This is a genomic window from Rhodococcus sp. GQ147, assembly GCF_059759155.1.
The window spans coordinates 215,428-235,650 of record NZ_JCAXDU010000005.1 but is presented as its reverse complement, the minus strand read 5'-3'; the positions used below and the strand labels follow the sequence as shown (position 1 = coordinate 235,650).

17 protein-coding genes are annotated in these 20,223 nt (G+C 68.6%); 10 read left to right on the top strand and 7 right to left on the bottom strand.

Going from position 1 to position 20,223, the window contains the following annotated elements:
• Window positions 1-66: 66 nt before the first annotated feature.
• The 6 genes from AC6CID_RS08690 to AC6CID_RS08665 all read left to right on the top strand — a co-directional run bounded on the left by AC6CID_RS08690 (window position 67) and on the right by AC6CID_RS08665 (window position 8,776).
• Window positions 67-1,521 (top strand): CCA tRNA nucleotidyltransferase, encoded by a 1,455-nt coding sequence (locus AC6CID_RS08690; protein ID WP_006550891.1) that lies wholly within the window; start codon window positions 67-69, stop codon window positions 1,519-1,521.
• 141 nt (window positions 1,522-1,662) lie between these two features.
• Window positions 1,663-5,718 (top strand): bifunctional nitrate reductase/sulfite reductase flavoprotein subunit alpha, encoded by a 4,056-nt coding sequence (locus AC6CID_RS08685; protein WP_498353836.1) that lies wholly within the window; start codon window positions 1,663-1,665, stop codon window positions 5,716-5,718.
• A gap of 64 nt (window positions 5,719-5,782) precedes the next feature.
• Complete coding sequence (locus AC6CID_RS08680; protein WP_019290487.1) at window positions 5,783-6,187, top strand: TOBE domain-containing protein; 405 nt, start codon at window positions 5,783-5,785, stop codon at window positions 6,185-6,187.
• Window positions 6,184-6,936, top strand: coding sequence for a molybdate ABC transporter substrate-binding protein (modA, locus tag AC6CID_RS08675; RefSeq protein ID WP_064062045.1), 753 nt, complete (start codon window positions 6,184-6,186; stop codon window positions 6,934-6,936). The genes AC6CID_RS08680 and modA overlap by 4 nt, the downstream gene beginning before the upstream one ends.
• The gene (locus AC6CID_RS08670; protein WP_200359098.1) at window positions 6,933-7,718 is read left to right on the top strand and encodes an ABC transporter permease; all 786 of its coding nucleotides are present in this window, start codon (window positions 6,933-6,935) and stop codon (window positions 7,716-7,718) included. Before modA ends, AC6CID_RS08670 begins: the two co-directional genes overlap by 4 nt.
• Window positions 7,715-8,776, top strand: a complete 1,062-nt coding sequence (locus tag AC6CID_RS08665; RefSeq protein WP_006550885.1) for a sulfate/molybdate ABC transporter ATP-binding protein — start codon at window positions 7,715-7,717, stop codon at window positions 8,774-8,776. The genes AC6CID_RS08670 and AC6CID_RS08665 overlap by 4 nt, the downstream gene beginning before the upstream one ends.
• A 3-nt stretch (window positions 8,777-8,779) precedes the next feature.
• On the opposite strand, the gene AC6CID_RS08660 is transcribed toward AC6CID_RS08665, so the two are convergent.
• Both AC6CID_RS08660 and AC6CID_RS08655 read right to left on the bottom strand, forming a co-directional pair.
• On the bottom strand, window positions 8,780-10,072 hold the full coding sequence (locus AC6CID_RS08660; RefSeq protein WP_498353835.1) for an MFS transporter: 1,293 nt from the start codon (window positions 10,070-10,072) through the stop codon (window positions 8,780-8,782).
• Between the two features lie 10 nt (window positions 10,073-10,082).
• Window positions 10,083-11,030 carry an NAD-dependent epimerase/dehydratase family protein gene (locus tag AC6CID_RS08655; RefSeq protein ID WP_006550883.1) on the bottom strand — a complete coding sequence of 316 codons (948 nt, stop codon included), beginning with the start codon at window positions 11,028-11,030 and terminating at the stop codon, window positions 10,083-10,085.
• A 166-nt stretch (window positions 11,031-11,196) separates the two neighbouring features.
• Here AC6CID_RS08655 and AC6CID_RS08650 point away from each other — a divergent pair, with 166 nt between their 5' ends.
• Window positions 11,197-11,865: a TetR/AcrR family transcriptional regulator gene (locus AC6CID_RS08650; protein ID WP_039584422.1), complete on the top strand. Its 669-nt coding sequence runs from the start codon at window positions 11,197-11,199 to the stop codon at window positions 11,863-11,865.
• Between the two features lie 13 nt (window positions 11,866-11,878).
• Window positions 11,879-12,496: a YqgE/AlgH family protein gene (locus AC6CID_RS08645; RefSeq protein WP_019290494.1), complete on the top strand. Its 618-nt coding sequence runs from the start codon at window positions 11,879-11,881 to the stop codon at window positions 12,494-12,496.
• Between the two features lie 24 nt (window positions 12,497-12,520).
• Here AC6CID_RS08645 and AC6CID_RS08640 read toward each other — a convergent pair whose 3' ends face one another.
• Together AC6CID_RS08640 and AC6CID_RS08635 are read right to left on the bottom strand one after the other, a co-directional pair.
• Window positions 12,521-13,474, bottom strand: a complete 954-nt coding sequence (locus AC6CID_RS08640; protein WP_006550880.1) for a DUF1648 domain-containing protein — start codon at window positions 13,472-13,474, stop codon at window positions 12,521-12,523.
• Window positions 13,475-13,479: 5 nt separating this feature from the next.
• Window positions 13,480-14,640: a helix-turn-helix transcriptional regulator gene (locus tag AC6CID_RS08635; protein WP_037217368.1), complete on the bottom strand. Its 1,161-nt coding sequence runs from the start codon at window positions 14,638-14,640 to the stop codon at window positions 13,480-13,482.
• A gap of 101 nt (window positions 14,641-14,741) precedes the next feature.
• Here AC6CID_RS08635 and AC6CID_RS08630 point away from each other — a divergent pair, with 101 nt between their 5' ends.
• Window positions 14,742-15,395: a hemerythrin domain-containing protein gene (locus AC6CID_RS08630; RefSeq protein WP_033098061.1), complete on the top strand. Its 654-nt coding sequence runs from the start codon at window positions 14,742-14,744 to the stop codon at window positions 15,393-15,395.
• A gap of 21 nt (window positions 15,396-15,416) precedes the next feature.
• Here the strand turns inward: AC6CID_RS08630 and AC6CID_RS08625 are convergent, their stop codons facing one another.
• Window positions 15,417-15,821, bottom strand: a complete 405-nt coding sequence (locus AC6CID_RS08625) for an SdpI family protein (RefSeq protein WP_498353834.1) — start codon at window positions 15,819-15,821, stop codon at window positions 15,417-15,419.
• Between the two features lie 96 nt (window positions 15,822-15,917).
• On the opposite strand from AC6CID_RS08625, the gene leuS reads away from it, so the two are divergent.
• Window positions 15,918-18,785 carry a leucine--tRNA ligase gene (gene leuS / locus AC6CID_RS08620; RefSeq protein WP_064061394.1) on the top strand — a complete coding sequence of 956 codons (2,868 nt, stop codon included), beginning with the start codon at window positions 15,918-15,920 and terminating at the stop codon, window positions 18,783-18,785.
• Between the two features lie 68 nt (window positions 18,786-18,853).
• Here the strand turns inward: leuS and AC6CID_RS08615 are convergent, their stop codons facing one another.
• Together AC6CID_RS08615 and AC6CID_RS08610 are read right to left on the bottom strand one after the other, a co-directional pair.
• On the bottom strand, window positions 18,854-19,513 hold the full coding sequence (locus AC6CID_RS08615; protein WP_019290499.1) for a hypothetical protein: 660 nt from the start codon (window positions 19,511-19,513) through the stop codon (window positions 18,854-18,856).
• Between the two features lie 59 nt (window positions 19,514-19,572).
• The gene (locus tag AC6CID_RS08610; protein WP_033098059.1) at window positions 19,573-20,193 is read right to left on the bottom strand and encodes a general stress protein CsbD; all 621 of its coding nucleotides are present in this window, start codon (window positions 20,191-20,193) and stop codon (window positions 19,573-19,575) included.
• Window positions 20,194-20,223: the final 30 nt, after the last annotated feature.

The following is a 20,223-nucleotide window of genomic DNA, read 5'->3' as shown; positions in this document are numbered from 1 at the left end:
AGTAGATGGACCGACGTCGGTCCCGGCTCAACCACACGAACGCGCTGCTCGGTAAGGTGCAAAGACGTGAACTCCCCCACCGCAGACACCGACCGTCGTACCCGGCTGCTCGCCGGAGCCGAGGCCACTCTGCGCGATCTGTCCGACATCCTCGCCCCGCTGGGGGCGCGATTCGCCGAAGCCGGACACGAGCTGTATCTCGTGGGGGGCAGCGTGCGCGACGCGGTGCTCGGTCGCCTCGGCACCGACCTCGACTTCACCACCGATGCGCGTCCGGAGGTCGTGCAGGAGCTGCTGCGCGGATTCGTCGACCACCAGTGGGACACGGGTATCGACTTCGGGACCATCAGTGCGGTGAAGGGACTCGAGCAACTCGAGATCACCACCTTCCGCAGCGACGCCTACGACCGTGTCACGCGTCACCCCATCGTGAAGTACGGCACGAGTCTCGAGGACGATCTCGTGCGCCGCGACTTCACCGTCAACGCGATGGCCGTGCGGATCGGACCGGACGGTGCGGGTGAGTTCGTCGACCCGCTCGGCGGCATGGACTCCCTGCTCGCCGGCGTGCTCGACACCCCGGCGAAGCCCGAGGACTCCTTCCACGACGATCCGCTGCGCATGCTGCGCGCGGCGCGGTTCGTCTCCCAGCTCGGCTTCGCCCTCACCGAGCGCGTGCACACCGCGATCGTCTCGATGGCCGACGAGATCCTGCGGATCAGCGCCGAGCGGGTGCAGGCCGAGCTCGACAAGCTGATCCTCGGCGACTATCCGATCGAGGGCATCGACACGATGGTCGAGACCGGTCTGGCGCAGCGGGTGATCCCCGAGATCCCCGCGATGAAGCTCGAGATCGACGAGCACCACCAGCACAAGGACGTGTACTGGCACTCGCTGACCGTCCTGAAGCAGGCCATCGACCTCGAGGACGGCGATCCCGATCTCGTCCTGCGGTGGGCCGCGCTGCTGCACGACATCGGCAAGCCCGACACCAAACGCAACGAGCCGCAGGGCGGCGTCAGCTTCCACCACCACGAGGTGGTCGGAGCGAAGCTCGTGCGCAAGCGCATGCGCGCCCTCAAGTACTCGAAGCAGATGATCGAGGACGTCAGCCGTCTGGTCTTCCTGCACCTGCGCTTCCACGGCTACGGCAGGGGACAGTGGACGGATTCGGCCGTGCGCCGTTACGTGCACGACGCCGGGCCGCTGCTGCCGAAGCTCCACAAGCTGGTGCGCGCCGATTGCACGACCCGCAACAAGCGTCGGGCCGCCGCGCTGCAGGCCACCTACGACGGTCTCGAGGAACGGATCGAGCGCATCGCCGCCGAGGAGGATCTCGCCAAGGTCCGGCCCGACCTCGACGGCAACGCGATCATGGAACTGCTGGGTATCTCCGCAGGTCCGACGGTCGGCAAGGCGTGGAACTTCCTCAAGGAACTGCGACTCGACCGCGGCCCGCTCGAGCGCGACGAGGCCGAGGCCGCGCTGCTCGAGTGGTGGGCACAGCAGCAGGAGGCCTGACTCCGAACGTCTGATCTCACATCGTCGTGACGGCGGCGTGAGCCAGATGTCACCGCGTGCTCACCGCGGGTGACGCCACCGCAACACCGCTTCTCCAGCATGGACACCGGCGTAGTCGAGACGGTGTCGAGGAGTTGCGGGATGCAGGACGAGATCACCACGGTGAAATCCACCTGCTCCTACTGCGGTGTGGGATGCGGGATGCTCCTCGACGTCGCCGTCGACCCGGAGACGGGTGACCGACGCGTGGTGAGGGCATACGGAGACAAGGATCACCCGACCAACAGGGGTCGGTTGTGCACGAAGGGCGCGACCAGCGCGGAGATGCTCGCGGCCGGGGGCCGGCTCGATACGGCGTGGATGCGTTCCGAGCGGGCGGCCGAGGTCGCCCCGCTCCCCTTCGACGATGCGATCGCCGAGACCGCGCGGCGCCTGAACGATATCGTCTCGGCCCACGGCTCCGACGCGGTGGCTCTCTACGTCTCGGGACAGATGTCGCTCGAGGCCCAGTATCTCGCGACGAAGCTCGCGAAGGGATACCTGCGCACCTCGCACATGGAATCGAACTCGAGACTGTGCATGGCCGGCGCCGCGACCGGGTACAAGCAGTCGCTCGGATCCGACGGCCCGCCCGGCTCGTACGAGGACTTCGACCGCGCCGACGTCTTCTTCGTGTCGGGTTCCAATATGGCCGACTGCCATCCCATTCTGTTCCTGCGCATGATGGATCGGGTCAAGGCGGGAGCGCGACTGATCGTCGTCGATCCGCGGCGCAGCGCGACCGCCGACAAGGCCGACCTGTTTCTGCAGATCGCGCCGGGCACCGACCTGGCGCTTCTCAACGGTCTGCTGCACCTGATCGTCGAGAACGGACACGTCGACCGCGCCTTCGTCGAGAAGCACACCGACGGCTGGGACGCGATGGAGTCCTTCCTCGCCGACTACCCACCGCACGTCGTCGCCGAAGTCACCGGTCTGGCCGAGGCCGACATCCGCACCGCGGCGCAGTGGATCGGCGAGGCCGGGGAGTGGATGAGTTGCTGGACGATGGGTTTGAACCAGAGCACCCACGGCACGTGGAACACCAACGCGATCTGCAATCTGCACCTCGCGACCGGGGCGATCTCCCGCACCGGCAGCGGGCCGTTCTCCCTCACCGGTCAGCCCAACGCGATGGGCGGCCGCGAGATGGGATACATGGGACCGGGTCTGCCCGGTCAGCGCAGTGTCCTCTCCGACGACGACCGCGCGTTCGTCGAAGATCGCTGGTCGCTGCCGCGCGGCACGCTGCGCACCGAGGGCGGCGCCGGCACCGTCGACATGTTCGAGCGCATGGCCGCCGGAGAGATCAAGGCGTGCTGGATCATCTGCACCAATCCCGTAGCGTCGATCGCGAATCGGAGCACCGTTCTCGAGGCACTCGGGAAGGCCGAGCTGGTGATCGTGCAGGACGTCTATCGCGAGACCGAAACCGCTTCGTACGCAGACGTTCTCCTACCCGCAGCTCTGTGGGCCGAATCCGAGTATGTCACCGTCGGATCCGACCGCACCGTCAATCTTCTACAGCAGGCCGTCGAACCCGTCGGTGAGTCGCTGCCCGACTGGGAGATCATCGCGCGGGTCGCTCAGGAAATGGGTTTCGGCGACGCCTTCGACTATTCGAGTGCCGAGGAAATCTTCGAGGAGATCACCGGATTCGCGAATCCGCAGACCGGCTACGACCTGCGCGGCATGACCTACGACCGACTGCGGGAAGGGCCCGTGCAATGGCCGTGCCCGCCGGAGTCGGCCGCGACACGGCACCCCGTCCGCTATCTCAACGACGGGACGAGCCGGACCCCGGTGGTGCGCGAGGACGGTTCCCGTCCGCGACTGGCGTTCGCGACCCCCGACGGCCGCGCTCGTTTCTTCCCTCGCCCGCACATGCCCGCCGCGGAAATGCCGGACGACGACCACCCCTTCGTCCTGAACACCGGACGCGTCCCGCACCAGTGGCACACCCTCACCAAGACCGGGAAGGTCGAGAAACTCACCAAACTGAATCGCGGACCGTTCGTCGAGATCAATCCCGATGATGCACAGCGACTGTCGATCGTCGACGGCGACCGGGTCGAGATCGCATCGCGGCGCGGCCGGGCCGTGCTGCCGGCCGTCGTCACCGACCGGGTGCTGCCCGGGAACTGTTTCGCGCCCTTCCACTGGAACGACCTCTTCGGCGACGATCTCGCCATCAACGCCGTGACGAACGACGCCGTCGACCCGGCATCCCTGCAGCCCGAGTTCAAGGTCTGCGCCGTGTCGGTGGAGAAGGTCGCGGGTGCGGTCGAACCGGTGCTCGAGAGCGGTTCGGTGCTCGACCGTCTCGAGTCTGCGCTGGGACTCGGGACGATTCCCGCACCCACCTTCGACGACGCCGAACGAGGTTATCTCGCAGGTCTTCTCGCCGGACTCAGGACGGCGGAGATCACTGCCGCGCCGACCCTTCCGCCGACCGCGCCGTTCCCGGCCGACAAGCGGGTATGGGTCAACGGACTGCTCGCCGGGATGTACGCGCACTCGGCCCCGGTTCCCGACGCGACGCCCACCGAGGCGGTGCCGGACGGGCCGGTCGTCGTGGTGGCCTGGGCGTCGCAGACGGGCAACGCCGAATCCTTCGCGGCGAGTTGCGCACAACGGCTCCGCGATGCCGGTCGGGCCGTGCGGCTGAGGGGGTTGAACGAACTCGACGTCGCCGCGCTGGCCGACATCGACGACCTCGTGGTCGTCACGAGCACCTTCGGCGACGGCGACCCACCCGACAACGGCGGGTCGTTCTGGCGGTCGCTCGCGGCGGACACCGCGCCCGAACTGAGCGGAACGCGTTACGCAGTAATGGCTTTCGGCGATTCGAGCTACGACGATTTCTGCGGCTTCGGGCGCCGTGTCGATGACCGTCTGAGCACTCTCGGCGCGACCCGCCTGGCCGAGCGCGTCGACTGCGAACCCGGAGAGGACGAGCGCGCGCAGAACTGGCTCGACGCCCTCGTACCGCTGCTGGGAGGCTCGACGACCCCGGTCGCATCGGCTGCTCCCGCAGCCCCTGCCTATACCCGCAACTCGCCGCTCGTCACCCGGATCACCCGCAACATTGCACTGAGCGGTGCGGGTTCGGCGAAGGACGTGCGTCAGTTCGGATTCGAGATCTTCGATCCAGCATTCGAATACGAGGCCGGCGACGCACTCGGGGTGATGCCGACGAACGGCCCGGAGGCCGTCGACGAATGGCTGCAGGTCACCGCCCTCGACCCGGAGACCGCCGTCGAACTCGGCGACCGTCCTACCGTGCCGCTGCGCGAGGCCGCGACCCGTCACCTCGACATCACCCGGGTGACACCGGAACTGCTCCGGTTCGTGCAGAAGCAGAGCGGCAGTGCCGAACTCGCGAAACTCCTGCGACCGGGCAACAAGATCGAGCTGCAGCAGTGGCTGTACGGGAGGCAGGCGATGGACGTCATCGCCGAGTACCCGTTCAAGGCGCCCTGGGACGAATGGAAGGACCTCCTCGGCCGTCTGCGTCCGCGCCTGTACTCGATCTCGTCGAGCCCGAAGACGAACCCGCGCGAGGTGCAACTGACGGTGTCGGTGGTGCGCTACGAATTCGAGGGTCGATCCCGGGCGGGCGTGTGCTCGTCGTTCCTCGCGGATCACAGCAAGGGTGTGGACATCCCGATCTTCGTGCAGCGCAACGAGCACTTCCGGCCACCGGCACCCGAGACCGACATGATCATGGTCGGTCCCGGTACGGGCATCGCACCGTTCCGCGGTTTCCTCCACGACCGTCGCGAGGCCGGGCACACGGGCCGCAACTGGTTGTTCTTCGGCGACCAGCGATCCGAGGCCGACTATCTCTACCGCGACGAGATCGAGTCGATGCACGCCGACGGTTTCCTCACCGAGCTGGGACTGGCCTTCTCCCGCGACCAGCGGCAGAAGATCTACGTGCAGGACCGGATGCGCGAGCATGGCGCGCAGGTGTGGAAGTGGCTGCAGAACGGTGCCCACTTCTACGTGTGCGGCGACGCCGGACGTATGGCGAAGGATGTCGACGCGGCCCTGCGCGAGGTGGTGCAGGCGCACGGACGGCTCGACCGGGACGCCGCCGCGGCGTACGTCGAGCAGATGGCCGCCGACAAGCGGTACGTCCGCGATGTCTACTGATCTGTTTGTCGGTCCGCAGATGCGGGTATAACGTAGGGTTCATGACGCATCTGCGGAGATACCCGTGACCTCCCTCCGGATCCGCGACGCCGCGTCGTTGCTGGGGGTCAGCGACGACACGGTCCGTCGCTGGATCGACCAGGGGCTGCTGCGCGCCGGCAAGGATTCCGCCGGACGCAAGACAGTCGACGGTCGCGAGCTGGCGGAGTTCGCCCGCGCTCAGGCCGATGCCGGTCCCGATCCGCTCGGGGTGGGCAGCTCCGCTCGCAATCGCTTCGTCGGGCTGGTTACGCGCGTCGTCTCCGACACCGTCATGTCGCAGGTGGAGATGCAGTGCGGTCCGCACCGCATCGTCTCGCTCATGAGCACCGAGGCCGTGAACGAACTCGGTCTCGAGCCGGGCAGCATCGGGGTGGCCGTCGTCAAGGCGACCACTGTCATCGTCGAGACACCCGGAGGGGACGGATGAGGCGCCGGGCGCTCGCCGCGTTCGCTGCCGGTCTCACCGCTGCGGCACTGACGTCGTGCGGCACCGGCGGTGGCTCGGATGTCCTCACCGTTTATGCGGCGGCCTCGCTCCGGGCGCCGTTCACCGAGATCGCCGAACGATTCGAGGAGGCGAACCCCGGAGTGTCGGTGGAATTCTCGTTCGCCGGCTCGTCCGATCTCGAGACCCAACTCGAGCAGGGGGCACCCGCCGACGTCTTCGCCTCCGCCGACACCCGGACGATGGACGCCGCCGTCGCGGCCGGGCTCGTTGCCGGTGAGCCGATCCCGTTCGCGACCAACATGCTCACGATCGTCACCGAACCGGGGAACCCGAAGAACGTCACCTCGTTCGACGATCTCACCGGCGACGGTCTCTCGGTGGTCGTGTGTGCGCCCCAGGTGCCGTGCGGGGCGGCGACCGAGCGACTCGAGGAGACCGGCGGTGTCGAGCTCGCGCCGGTGTCCGAGGAATCGTCGGTGACCGACGTGCTCGGCAAGGTCACTTCCGGTCAGGCCGACGCCGGTCTGGTCTACGTCACGGACGCGAGGGGGGCCGGCGAGAAGGTCACCGTTGTCCCCGTCCCGGAAGCTGCGGAGATCGTCAACATCTATCCCGTTGCACCACTGTCGAATTCCCGAAATCCCGGTCGCGCCGACGCCTTCGTGCGCTTCGTCACCGGCACGGGCGGTCGTGCCGTCCTGGCCGACGCAGGATTCGGTGCACCGTGACCGCGACGGGACTGCCCCGGTGGTTGTTCGTTCCCGCGGCACTCGGGTTGCTGTTCGTCGTCGTGCCCCTGGTGTCGATGCTGCTCACCGTGGACTGGACGACCTTCCCCGCGCTGGTGACATCCCCGGCGTCCCTCGACGCGCTCGTCCTGAGCCTGCGCACCTCCGCGGCCGCCACGATCCTGTGCATCCTGCTCGGCGTGCCTCTCGCAATGGTGCTGGCGCGCAGTAGCTTCCGGTGGATGTCGGTGATCCGCGGGTTCGTCCTGCTGCCGCTCGTGCTGCCCCCGGTCGTGGGCGGTATCGCCCTGCTCTACACCTTCGGTCGTCGCGGACTGATCGGTGAGCACCTCGATGCGCTCGGGATCCACATCGCCTTCACCACCACCGCGGTCGTGCTCGCGCAGACCTTCGTCGCACTGCCCTTCCTCGTCACGAGTCTCGAAGGTGCGCTGCGCAGTGCGGGTTCACGCTACGAGGACGTCGCGGCCACACTCGGTGCGCGTCCCACGACGGTCTTCCGGCGCATCACCCTGCCCCTCGTGCTGCCCGGCCTGGTCTCCGGTTCGGTACTCGCATTCGCCCGCGCACTGGGCGAATTCGGCGCGACCCTCACCTTCGCCGGCAGCCTCCAGGGTGTGACGCGCACGCTGCCGCTCGAGATCTATCTGCAGCGGGAAACCGATCCCGATGCCGCCGTCGCGCTGTCGCTCGTGTTGATCCTGGTGGCCGTCGTGATCGTCGTGGCCGTGTACTCGCGGCGGAAGGACCGCCCGCTGTGAGCCTGACGGTGCGGGCCCGGGTCGCCGCACGCGATGTCGACGTCGACCTCGAGGTCGCGCAGGGTGAGATCGTCGCGGTGCTCGGCCCCAACGGAGCCGGCAAGTCGACGCTGCTGGGAGTGGTCTCCGGTCTGCTGCGTCCCGATGCGGGTCGCGTGGAACTCGACGGTCGCGTCCTCACCGATACCGCGACCGGCGTCGCCGTCGCTCCGCACGACCGGTCGGTGGTGCTGCTCGCCCAGCAGGCGCTGCTCTTCCCGCACCTGACGGTCGCGGACAACGTCGAGTTCGCACCGCGCAGTGCGGGTGCGGGTCGGCGTGAGGCCCGTGTGCGCGCCGAGAGGTGGCTGCAGGAGGTCGATGCCGCAGCACTCGCCGATCGTCGTCCGCACGAGTTATCGGGTGGGCAGGCGCAACGGGTCGCGCTCGCACGTGCCCTCGCGGCCGAACCGCACCTGCTGTTGCTCGACGAGCCGATGGCCGCGCTCGACGTCACCGCGACACCGGTGTTGCGGTCGTTGCTGCGACGCGTCCTGCGCGACAGTGGACGCACGGGCCTGCTCGTCACCCACGACCCGCTCGACGTGCTCGCCCTCGCCGATCGGGTGATCGTGATCGAGGCCGGGCGGATCGTCGAGGACGGGCCGGTACGCCGGGTGCTGACCCGGCCGCGCAGTGCCTTCGCCGCCCGCATCGCGGGGAGCAATCTCGTCACCGGCATCGTGCGAGCTGAGGCGCTGGAATCCGCGGACGGTCTCGTCCACGGCCGCGTCCACGACGACTGCGTCCCGGGTACGGCCGCCGTCGCCGTCTTCGCGCCGTCGGCGGTCGCCGTCTACACCGAGGCCCCGCACGGGAGCCCGCGCAACGCCCTGAGGGTGAGGATCGCGGAACTCGAGGCGCAGGGTTCGTCGGTGCTCGTGCGATCGGATACGGGTATCGCCGCGGAGATCACGACGGCGGCACTCGCCGACCTCGACGTCCATCCGGGCGACTCCGTATGGTTCGTCGTCAAGGCCACGGAGGTGGGGATCCATCCGGCCGCGCTGAGCGCGTGATCGCTACTGCCGCGTGCGGCGCACGACGAACACGGCGACGAGCCCGATCAGGTAGACGACCCCACCTGCGACGGCCAGCTCGGGTGTGCGCCCGTCGGGGTCGATGACGAAGGCCGCCACGACGATCGCGCCGAGGAAGGCGATGTTGAAGACGGTGTCCTGCAGCGCGAAGACCTGACCTCGGCGCGCGTCGTCGATATCGATCTGCATCGCGGCGTCGCCGGTGAGTTTGATGGTCTGACCGGCGAGGCCGAGCAGGAAGGCCGCGACGAGCAACGGTCCGGCCGACACGGTGGTGACGAACGCGAACTGCACGATCGCGGCGGCGATCAACCCGACTGTGACGGTGCGCGGCCGGCCCAGCCGCGGGATCAGGATCGGTGCGAGCACCGCTGCGAGGAGCATGCCGGTGGCGGTGCAGGCGACCGCGACACCGAATCCGGAGAATCCCGCGAGCAGGTCGGAGCCATTCTCCTCGGCACGCAGGACGAGCACCATGATGAGCGTGTCGATGCCGAACACGATGCGGTGCACGCCGATTCCGAGCATCGCGATCGTCACGCCAGGAGCTTCGAGGACGGCCCCTGCACCGGTCCGCAGACCTGACAGGACGGTGGGGATCACGGCACGGGGACGTATTCCCTCGGGGCCGAGGGCATTCGCGGCGAATCCCGCTGCGGCGACCGCACCGACGAGCGAACCGCTCACTCCGAGGAGGACGGCCGTCCCGGAGCCAGTGTCGCCCGCGCCCACGAATCCTATGGTCGCGACCGCCGTGGCGGCCCCGACCGCCGAGACACCCGAACCGACCGTTGCCAGAACGGAATTGACCGGGACGAGCCACGACTGGGCGACCACGTGTGGGAGCGAGGCCGAGACGCCCGCCAGGACGAATCTGCTCACACCGATGGCGGCGAGCGCGAGCAGCATGAGTGGGGTCTGCGGTCCCCCGAGGAGCAACACGGCCGCCGCTGCCGCGATGAACACTCCGCGGAGCAGGTTGGCCCAGACGAGGACGAGGCGCCGGTCCCACCGGTCGAGCAGGGCGCCGGCGAACGGACCGATCACCGAGTACGGCAACAGCAGCACCGCGAAGCCTGCCGCGATCGTCACCGGGTCGGTGTGACGTTCGGGGTTGAACAGGATCGCCCCGCCGAGTGCGGCCTGGAACAGTCCGTCACCGAACTGGCTCGCGAACCGCACTCCGGTCAGTCGTACGAGACCCGGCGAGTTCCGCAGGGCGGTTGCGGTCGATCGCCACGCCCGCTGCCTGGACTGCCGCCCGGAGTCTCGCACAAGCACGACACTATCGGCTCCGCCACCATTCGACGGTGCGGGCGGCCGCCTCGTCGAGCGGGGTGGGCGACAGGCCGAGTACCTGTTCGGTGCGGGTCGAGTCCATGACGAACGGGGCATCGAACTGGTAGAGCATCTCGGCGAGTTCCTTCATGTCCCGGTTCACGTGGCCGCCGGCCCGCACCAGCCAGGACGGGATCGTCCCCACCGCGGGCGCGGGCAGGCCGGCCGTCCGCGTGAAGGCGGTGGCGATCTCGCGCTGTGCCACGGCCGGTCCGGTGGGTGCGTGGATCACGGTGTTCCACACGGTCGGCTCCCCCGCTGCCGCGATCATCGCCGCGGCCAGGTCGGGAACGTAGGTGAACGAATGCGGGACGTCGGCCGAGCCGAGCACCCGCACCTTCTTCCCGGCGAGCACGGTGGGCACCATGCGTGCGCCGGCCATCGCGTTCAGTACCCGCGGACCGAAGAAGTCCGACGCGACCACGCTCACCGTCGGTGCGCGATGCGCTGCCCGGGCGGCGAGGAGCTGCCGTCGGACACCGCGCTTGCCGGTGTCGGCCTCGCGGGGCGAGTCCTCGGTCATGACCCGGTCGGGTTCGCTGTACGAGTAGAGGCTCTCGGGGAAGACGACGACCGTCTTCTCCGACAGGTTCGCGGCGGCGTCGAGAACGACCCGCTCGGCGACGGGGAGTTCGCGTGCCCACACGTCGGCGCGGTAGGCCGACCCGTGGACGCACATGTACACCGCGTCGGCAACAAGTCCGTCTTCGTCGACGAGTGCTGCGGCCGCGGCCTCGGGATCCGTGACGTCGACACGCAGGCGTTCGATGCCCGCGCCTTCCGGTCCACTGCCCGATCGGGTGAGAACGCGCACGCGATGTCCTTGTGCGGCAATCTGTTCGGCGACGGTCCAGCCGACGGGTCCGGCTCCTGCGACCACCTGGAGATGCGACATGATTCCTCGCTTCGGAAAAGTGTGAGCACTGCTCTCTGATGCCGCCGACGATCCTCCGTGCAGCCGTGCTTGTCAAGAGCAGTGCTCTCATTTGTTGACGGTGCTCTCTGTTCGACGGCAGAATGGTCCGGTGACGACACCACGGGCGCGCGCACGCGCACAGACGATGGCCGACATCCTCCGGATCGGCCGCGAGCATCTCGGCACCCACGGAGCGGCGGCGCTGTCGCTGCGTGCCGTCGCCCGAGACCTGGGCGTCGTCTCCTCCGCCGTCTACCGCTACGTCTCGAGCCGCGACGAGCTGCTCACCCTGCTCGTCGTCGACGCCTACGACGAACTCGGCGACAGTGTCGACCGTGCCGTCGACGCAGTCGACCCCTCCGATCACCGCGAACGGTTTCTCGCCCTCGGCCGGGCGGTGCGCTCGTGGGCGCTGGCCGAACCGGCCCGCTACGGGTTGCTGTTCGGCAGTCCGGTGCCCGGTTACGCTGCCCCGGCCGAGCGCACCACCGCACCCGGTATCCGCGTGGTCCTGCGACTGGCCCGGATCGTGGACGAGGCCCACGCCGCGGGTGTATTGGACGACACGGCCGCTGCCCCACCTCCGGAGAGCCTGGGGGAACCGCTGGGCCGGATCCGGGACGAGTTCTCCCTCACGGCCCCGGATTCCGTACTGGCACGCGGTCTCTGGGTGTGGCCGTCGTTGTTCGGGTCCGTGAGCTTCGAGGTCTTCGGGCAGTACGGCCCCGACACTTTTCCGGACCGCGAGGTCCTGTTCGAACATCATCTCGCCCTGTTGGCACAGACCGTCGGGTTCCACCCCACGCGCCGGTGACGGCGGTGACAGAATGGCTGACGTGGCGCAGCATCAGGACGAACCCGAGGACCGCACCGCACCCTCGACACCCAGGGTGCGGGCCGGAAGCCTGCTCGTCTCCGCCACCGATCTCACCGAGCCGACCTTCCGCCGCACCGTCGTCTACATCATCGAGCACACCGATGCAGGCAGCTTCGGTGTCGTCCTGAACCGCATCAGCGACACCTCCGTCGACGCCATGCTGCCGCAATGGTCGTGGCTCGCCGCCGAACCGAAGACCCTGTTCGTAGGCGGTCCCGTCCACCGCAGTTCGGCGCTGTGCCTCGGCACGCTGCGGGTGGGGGCCGACATCACCGACGTCCCCGGCATCCGCCACGTCGACGGCCGAGTGGTGATGATCGACCTCGATGTCGACCCCGGGCACATCGCCCACTACGTCGAGGGTGTGCGGATCTTCGCGGGATACGCGGGGTGGAGCGCAGGTCAGCTCGACGGCGAACTACGCAACGACGACTGGATGGTGGTCTCGGCACTGCCCACCGATGTGCTCGCCCCCGCGCACCTCGACGTGTGGGCGAGGGTGCTGCGCCGGCAGCCGCTGCCGATGGCGTTGCTCGCGACGCACCCCATCGAGGTCGAGCGCAACTGAGCCCCCTCGGGCGACCGGGACCGGTCAGCGGGCGTCGGCGAGAGTGTTGAGCGCGCCGGCCATCTCCTCGGCCCTCGTTGCGGTCACGGTGAATTCGTGTCCCGAGGCCGTGGTCACCACGACGGCAGGCCCGGTGCGCGTGACCAGGCCGTACCGCTTGCCGCCCTCGGCCCGCAGGCCCCAGCCGCCCCAGTCCTGGAACGGGCGGGTCTCGGTGACCTTCGCCCCGACGATCTCGTCGAGGTCGTATCCGAGCGCGTCGGTGGCCAGATTCGACACCCGGATCCCGTCCGCGTCGACCACCACGGTGTAGCGGAGCAGACCCAGCACGAGCAGAGCGACGGGCGCGATCAAACCCAGCGGCCACCAGCTCTGCGTCGCACCGCACACGACGAGCGCGGGGATCAGGACGAGCAGCGACAGTCCCGCCGTCGTGCCCACACCGGTGCCCACCTGCTCGACGATCGGCAGTTCGGCACGACCGCGCGGCAGCGCCGGATCCGGAGCGGCGGTCGCCGCCTTCCGCTCCCGACCGTCGCGCAGGAGCCGTCCCCCGAACCAGCCCACCGCGATACCCACCCACATGCCGAGCACCGCCGGCCAGCCCTCCAACGCGGCCTGCGTGGCGTCGGTCGTGTCGAGCTGCCCCGCGAGACCGGCCAGGAACAGTGCGGTGATCGTGCCGGTGACCCCGAGACCGATCGCGAGCATGTAGCGACGCATGAGCAGTTGCGCCTGCGCGATCGCGGCGATCGCGCAGCACCCTCCCCCGACGAGCACGATCAGCAGGGCGGCGGTCCACGCCGAGGTCATCGGTGACCCGAACGAATCGGGTGTCGTGCCCGACCAGTGCGTGGCGATCTCCTCGGGCAATCGTGGGATCCACGAGCGGGTGAGCACGAGTACGGCCACGGCACACAGCAACGGAACGGCCAGTCCGAGCAGCGCACCGACGGGGTCGACCTGACGCGTCGTCATGGGGGTCAGCCTAGGGTACGGGCCTCCACCGGCGCCGTCCTCGTTCCGCTCTCGTCGAACCATCCGTCGGGTCGCAGGTCGCCACCGAACCGGGGCATGTACTCGGTACACGCGAGTCGCGAGACGAGGCTGCGCCGGCTGTTCACACCGGTCTTGGTGAAGATGTTCTTCAGGTGGTCCTGCACGGTGTACGGGCTGATGAACAACCGACTCGCGATCTCGTTGCGAGACCGTCCGGCGAGCACTTCGACGAGTACCTCCGATTCGCGTGGCGTCAGACCGTAGGCGGCGGTGACCAGGGCGACGACCTCGGGCAGGCGTGCCCGCTCGAAGGTCATGACGACGCGGCCGGTCTCGTCGAAGATCGCGGCGCGCAGTACGAGCCATTCGCCGTCGAGGGTGCGGACACGCACATCCGCGGGCACGGGTCGTGTTCTACGGACCTGACGGGCGATCACATGCGCCGGTCCGGGGCGCCCCCGAGCGGGACTCTCCCAGCCGAGGCGTTCGAAGAAGATCATCGCTGCGGCAGTGACGGAATCGAATTCGTCGTCCGCCCCGATTACCACCACGGCCGGACCCGAGCATTCGCAGGCGGTGCCCTCGACGACCGTGTTCCGTGTTCGTGCGGATGCGTGCCGGATCAACGTGGTGCGGAATCCGTTCGCGATGTCGTCGAGAACGTCGTCGAGCATCGTGAGTTCGGCGTCGGAGAAACCTCGGCCCGACGCGCGGAGCAGATCACCGACACCCCAGCACCGACGGTCTCCGTCCCGGAAGACCAGCTGCACTTCGTGTCTCATGCCCAGATGCGACACGAGTTCGAGATACCGCCTGTTGCCGTATCCCGGTCCGCGGCCGGAGGGTTCTTCGATCCGCCGCACTCCGGACCGGTGCTGCATGAGCGCGTAGAGGCTGTCCGGATCGAGGTCCGGACCGTACTCGAACTCGATCGACAATCGGAGTACCTCGGCTGGGTCGTCGAGGCCGCGGGTGGTGAAGCCGGTGGGAACCCCGACGGCCGGGTCCACGGGTGCGACACAACCACCGTCGTACGGAATGAAAGCGCCGAGCACATCCATCACGAACTCGCGAAACTGCGCCCCGTCCGCAGCCGCGGATGCTGCGTCGTGGATGCCTGCCCTCAACCGCTGTGCAGAGCGCATATCCCGAAGTATCCCCCTCGAATGTGGGATTGAGAACACCTCACGCGGCGACGAGGCTCCATGGACACGGGGACATTCATACGGAAGTCGAGGTACCCGCCATGACCACCACTCACGCCACGCCGTTGTCCGCCGAGGATCTGGAGGTCGTGCATCTGATCCACTCCGCTCTACGCCGGGACACCGAACGTCTCGCCGACTTCGCGCAGAAGTGGCGGACCGCCGATCCCGGCACGCACGATGCGCTGCTCCTCGGCTGGCACGGATTCAGCACCGAACTGCACACGCACCACTCCGTCGAGGACGTCTACGTCTGGCCGTTCATGCGGCCACGCCTCGCACACGATGCGGGGGCGATGGAGGTGCTCGATGCGATGGAGGCCGAACATTCCGTGATCGACCCGGCGTTGGCGGAGATCGAGGCTGTGCTCGACGACCGGGAGACGGCGACCGAGCGGCTCGGCGGTCTGCTCGACGGTCTCGTCACGTCGCTGGGTGCTCACCTCGCGCACGAGGAACGGGACGCCTTCCCGCTGATCGAACAATCCATCACCAAGGAGGAATGGCACGACATCTCGATGCGGGCGTTCGCGCAACTGGACAAGCGCGAGGTCTCCGAAATGCTGCCCTACCTCTTCGATGGAGCACCGAAGGACCGCGTGGCCGTCGTGCTGAAGAGTCTCCCGGTACCGGTGCGGGTGCTCAACCGGTTCTGGTGGACACCGCGCTACGCACGGGAGCGCCGCTGGGCGTGAGGACTGCCGGTGGGAGGACCGTCAGGCGGTCGGCTCGCACGCCCCGCGCAGGCTGCACGCCCCGCACGAGGTACCGCAGCCGGCTGTCTCCTCCGGCTTCGTCGCCGCAGCGACCCGCGCTGCGACGGATCCGCCGGCTCCGGCGGTGATCAGGGCGGCCACCACGGTGACGACGACTGCGATGATCCCGGCGACGGTGGGCAGCGTCAGCGACGCGACACCACCGAGGGCGAGGAGCACCGCGGACCCGAGCATGCTGGGTGCGGCAACCTTGTTGGCCAGGGCGAACGCCTCGTCGTCACGCAGCGCGTCGGGGGTGCGCACACCGGCCCAGCGGTTGCGCGGGAGCTTGCCGGTCAGTGCCGCGACACCCACCGCGCCGACGACGAGAGCGAGCACGAAGAGCAGGACAGCGACGATGAACACCCGACCAGGATACGCGGCCGGTGGTGCCACCGGTCTGCGCGGGTGCGGGCACGTTCTACCCTGGTGGGAGCACTCACACGCCCGGCCGAGTAGATAGTGATCACCGTGACCCGTCCCGAACAGACCTCCCAGCACGAACCCGGCAGCACTCCGCAGCATCGGTACACCGCCGAGCTCGCGGGGCGGATCGAGCAGCGCTGGCAGGAGCTCTGGCGCGAGCGCGGCACCTTCCACGCCCCCAATCCGGTGGGCGATCTCGCCGGCGAGGTGCCCTCCGACAAGCTGTTCGTGCAGGACATGTTCCCGTACCCCTCGGGCTCGGGCCTGCACGTGGGGCACCCGCTCGGGTACATCGCCACCGACGTGTATGCGCGCTTCAACCGCATGCAGGGCCGCAACGTGCTGCACACCCTCGGCTACGACGCCTTCGGTCTGCCGGCCGAGCAGTACGCCGTGCAGACGGGCACGCACCCGCGCACGACCACCGAGGCCAACATCGGGAACATGAAGCGGCAGCTCTCCCGGCTCGGTCTCGGGCACGACGAGCGTCGCTCGGTCGCGACGACCGACGTCGACTTCTACCGCTGGACGCAGTGGATCTTCCTGACGATCTACAACGCCTGGTACGACCGCGAGGCCGGCCGGGCGCGTCGCATCTCCGAACTCGAGGCCGAATTCGCCGACGGCACGCGTCGTCTCGAGGACGGACGCGACTGGGCGTCGCTGTCGGAGGGTGAGCGCGCCGACGTCATCGACTCGTACCGCTTGGTCTACCGGTCGGATTCGCTCGTCAACTGGTGCCCGGGTCTGGGCACGGTGCTCGCCAACGAGGAGGTCACGGCCGACGGCCGCTCCGAGCGCGGCAACTTCCCGGTCTTCCGGAAGAACCTGCGCCAGTGGATGATGCGGATCACCGCCTACTCCGACCGCCTGATCGACGATCTCGAGCATCTGGACTGGACCGACAAGGTCAAGTCCATGCAGCGCAACTGGATCGGGCGCTCGCACGGCGCCCAGGTGAAGTTCGCCGTCGCCGACCACGATTCGGCGATCGAGGTGTTCACCACCCGGCCCGACACCCTGTTCGGTGCCAGCTACGTGACCCTCGCTCCCGAGCACGAACTCGTCGACCGGATCGTCGCCGCGTCCTGGCCCGAGGGCGTCGACCAGCGCTGGACCGGTGGCGCCGCCGATCCGGCTGCCGCGGTCGCGGCCTACCGCGCGTCGATCGCCGCGAAGTCCGATCTCGAGCGGCAGGAGTCGAAGGAGAAGACCGGTGTCTTCCTCGGCGCCTACGCCGTGAACCCGGTCAACGGCGAGCGACTGCCGATCTTCATCGCCGACTACGTCCTCACCGGCTACGGTACCGGCGCGATCATGGCCGTTCCCGGCCACGACCAGCGCGACTGGGAGTTCGCGACCGCCTTCGGTCTGCCCATCCGCGAGGTCATCTCCGGCGGCGACGTCACCGCCGAGGCGTACACCGGCGACGGTGTGCTGGTGAACTCCGGCCTGCTCGACGGTCTCGACGTCGCCGAGGCGAAGAAGACGATCGTCGCGAAGCTCGAGGCGGACGGCGCCGGACGCGGCACCATCCAGTACAAGCTGCGCGACTGGCTGTTCGCGCGGCAGCGGTACTGGGGCGAGCCCTTCCCGATCGTCTACGACGAGCAGGGACGCGCCCATGCTCTGCCCGAATCCGCTCTGCCCGTGGAACTTCCCGAGGTGGAGGATTACGCGCCGGTCTCCTTCGATCCGGACGACGCCGATTCCGAACCGTCCCCGCCGCTCGCGAAGGCGGTGGATTGGATGAACGTCGAGCTCGATCTCGGCGACGGCCTGAAGCGCTACACGCGCGACACCAACGTGATGCCGCAGTGGGCCGGCAGCTCGTGGTACCAGCTGCGCTACATCGACCCCACCAACTCGGAAGCCTTCTGTGACAAGGAGAACGAGGCGTACTGGACCGGCCCGCGGCCGGAACTGCACGGCCCGAACGACCCGGGTGGCGTCGATCTCTACGTCGGCGGTGTCGAGCACGCGGTGCTGCACCTGCTGTACGCGCGGTTCTGGCACAAGGTGCTCTTCGACCTCGGGTACGTCACCTCCTCGGAGCCGTACCGTCGCCTGTTCAACCAGGGTTACATCCAGGCCTACGCCTACACCGACTCGCGCGGCGTGTATGTGCCGGCCGAGGAGGTCGTCGAGCGCGACGGCACGTTCTACTGGACCGGCCCGGACGGTGAGCAGGAGGTCGCTCGCGAGTACGGGAAGATGGGCAAGTCGCTCAAGAACTCCGTCAGCCCCGACCAGATCTTCGACGAGTACGGCGCCGACACCCTGCGCGTCTACGAGATGTCGATGGGCCCGCTCGACCAGTCGCGTCCGTGGGCGACCAAGGACGTCGTCGGCGCGCACCGCTTCCTGCAGCGCGTGTGGCGTCTCGTCGTCGAGGAGGAGGGTGGCGCGCTGCGCGTCACCGACGACACCCCCGGCGACGACACGCTGCGGGCGCTCAACAAGACGGTCGCGGGTGTGTCGGACGACTTCACCCACCTGCGCGACAACACGGCGATCGCCAAGCTCATCGAGTACACGAACCACCTGACGAAGCAGTACCCGTCGGGTGCGCCGCGCGGCGCCGTCGAACCGCTCGTGCTCATGCTCGGCCCGGTCGCCCCGCACCTCGCCGAGGAGATGTGGTCGCGTCTCGGACACACCGAATCGCTTGCGCACGGCCCGTTCCCGGTCGCCGACGAGAAGTGGCTCGTCGAGGACAGCGTCGAGTACCCGATCCAGGTCAACGGCAAGGTGCGCAGCCGCATCACCGTCCCGGCCGACGCCGCACCCCACGCGATCGAGGCCGCCGCGCTCGTGGACGAGAAGATCGCCGACCTGCTCGGCGGTGCCGCACCGCGCAAGGTGATCGTGGTTCCCGGCAAGATGGTCAATGTCGTGAAGTAGCAACCGCTTACGACGGACGAGACCCCGGTGCACAGGATGCACCGGGGTCTCGTCGACTACAACCGGGATCAGGGGTGCTTGTGTTCGATCTTCTCGAACTCGGCGACCTCGCCCGCATCGTGCGCGCGCTCCTCCGCTTCCTTCGCCTCGAGTTGCTTGGCGACGGCATCCTTGAGGGAGACCTTGGCGGGCTCGGCGGCCTCCTGCTCGGCCTTGCGGATGCGCTCCTCGTCCTTCTTCTTCGCGGTCTCGGCGGCCTGGCGCTTCGCGGCGGCCTCCTGGTCGGCCTTCGCGGTCTCGGCGGCCTTCTTCTGCTCGGCCTCCTTCTCCGCCTGCTTCGCGCGTTCCTGCGCACGCTCCCGGGCCTGCTCGACTTCGTTCTCGCGGTCGCGTCGCGCGGCTTCCTGCTGGGCAGCGGCACGTTCACGCGTTCGACGGAGTTCGGCGTCTGCCGCGCGCTTCTCGGCTGCGGCCTGCGCGTCGAGTTTCTCCGCGCGCTTCACCGCCTCGGCGCGTTCGGTGGCGAGCGCCCCGCGGGTGGCGATCTCCTGGTCGTCGAGCACGCTGCCGACGATGCCGTCCAGCATGCCCAGCCCCCGCTCGTACATCAGGCGCGGCGGGGCGTCGGTGGGCAGGAACCGCAACTGCTGCTCGATCAATCCCAGCGGGAAGCGGGCGATCTTGTACTGCAGTCGCAGAACGCTCTTGGGCAGAGTGGCGAGGTTCATGGGCGCATCTCCAACTTCGATGGGGGTACAGCTCCGGTAGGGAATGTCGGTGGTGTTCGTCAGCGATCCGGCTCGTCGGTCAGCGTGCGTTCGAGGGCTTCGGCCTTGCGGCGTTCCTCTTCGGCCTGGAGGCGTGCACGTTCGGCGTCGTGGGAGGCTCGTCGGTGGTCCTCGTCGGCGGCCGCGACCTCTGCGGCGGCATCCGTGACCTGCTCGTTCTCCTCGCGACGTGCCTGTTGTTCGGCGGCTGTGGCCTCACGGGCGGCATCGGATCGCCCTCGGACGATGTTCTCCTGATGTTCGAGGTCGGCGGCCTGTTTGCGGACCCGTGCCTCCCGCTCGGCCTGCGACTCGACGGCGTCGGTCCGCTGCTGCACGGCCTCGCGTTCCTGTTGTCCGGCCTCGCGGACGGCGTCGAGCTGTTCGACCGCCTCGTCGCTCTCGGCCTCGGCCATGTGCGAGAGGGTGTCGGCCTTCCTGGTCTGCCGAGCCTGCTCCTGCTCGAGACGGCCTTCGGTGGTGAGGGAGTCGTTGCCGGTCAGAGCGCCGGCGACCTCCTTCGCCTTACCGACCACGGTCTGCTTCAACCCGAGGCGTGCCTTGTCGGCCGGACCGGGGCGAGCCCTGTCGGATGCACCAGGGCGTGCCCTGTCGGATGTGTTGTCTTCGACCACGGTCATCTCCTTCCGTACGGGACACGAAGGGGACGG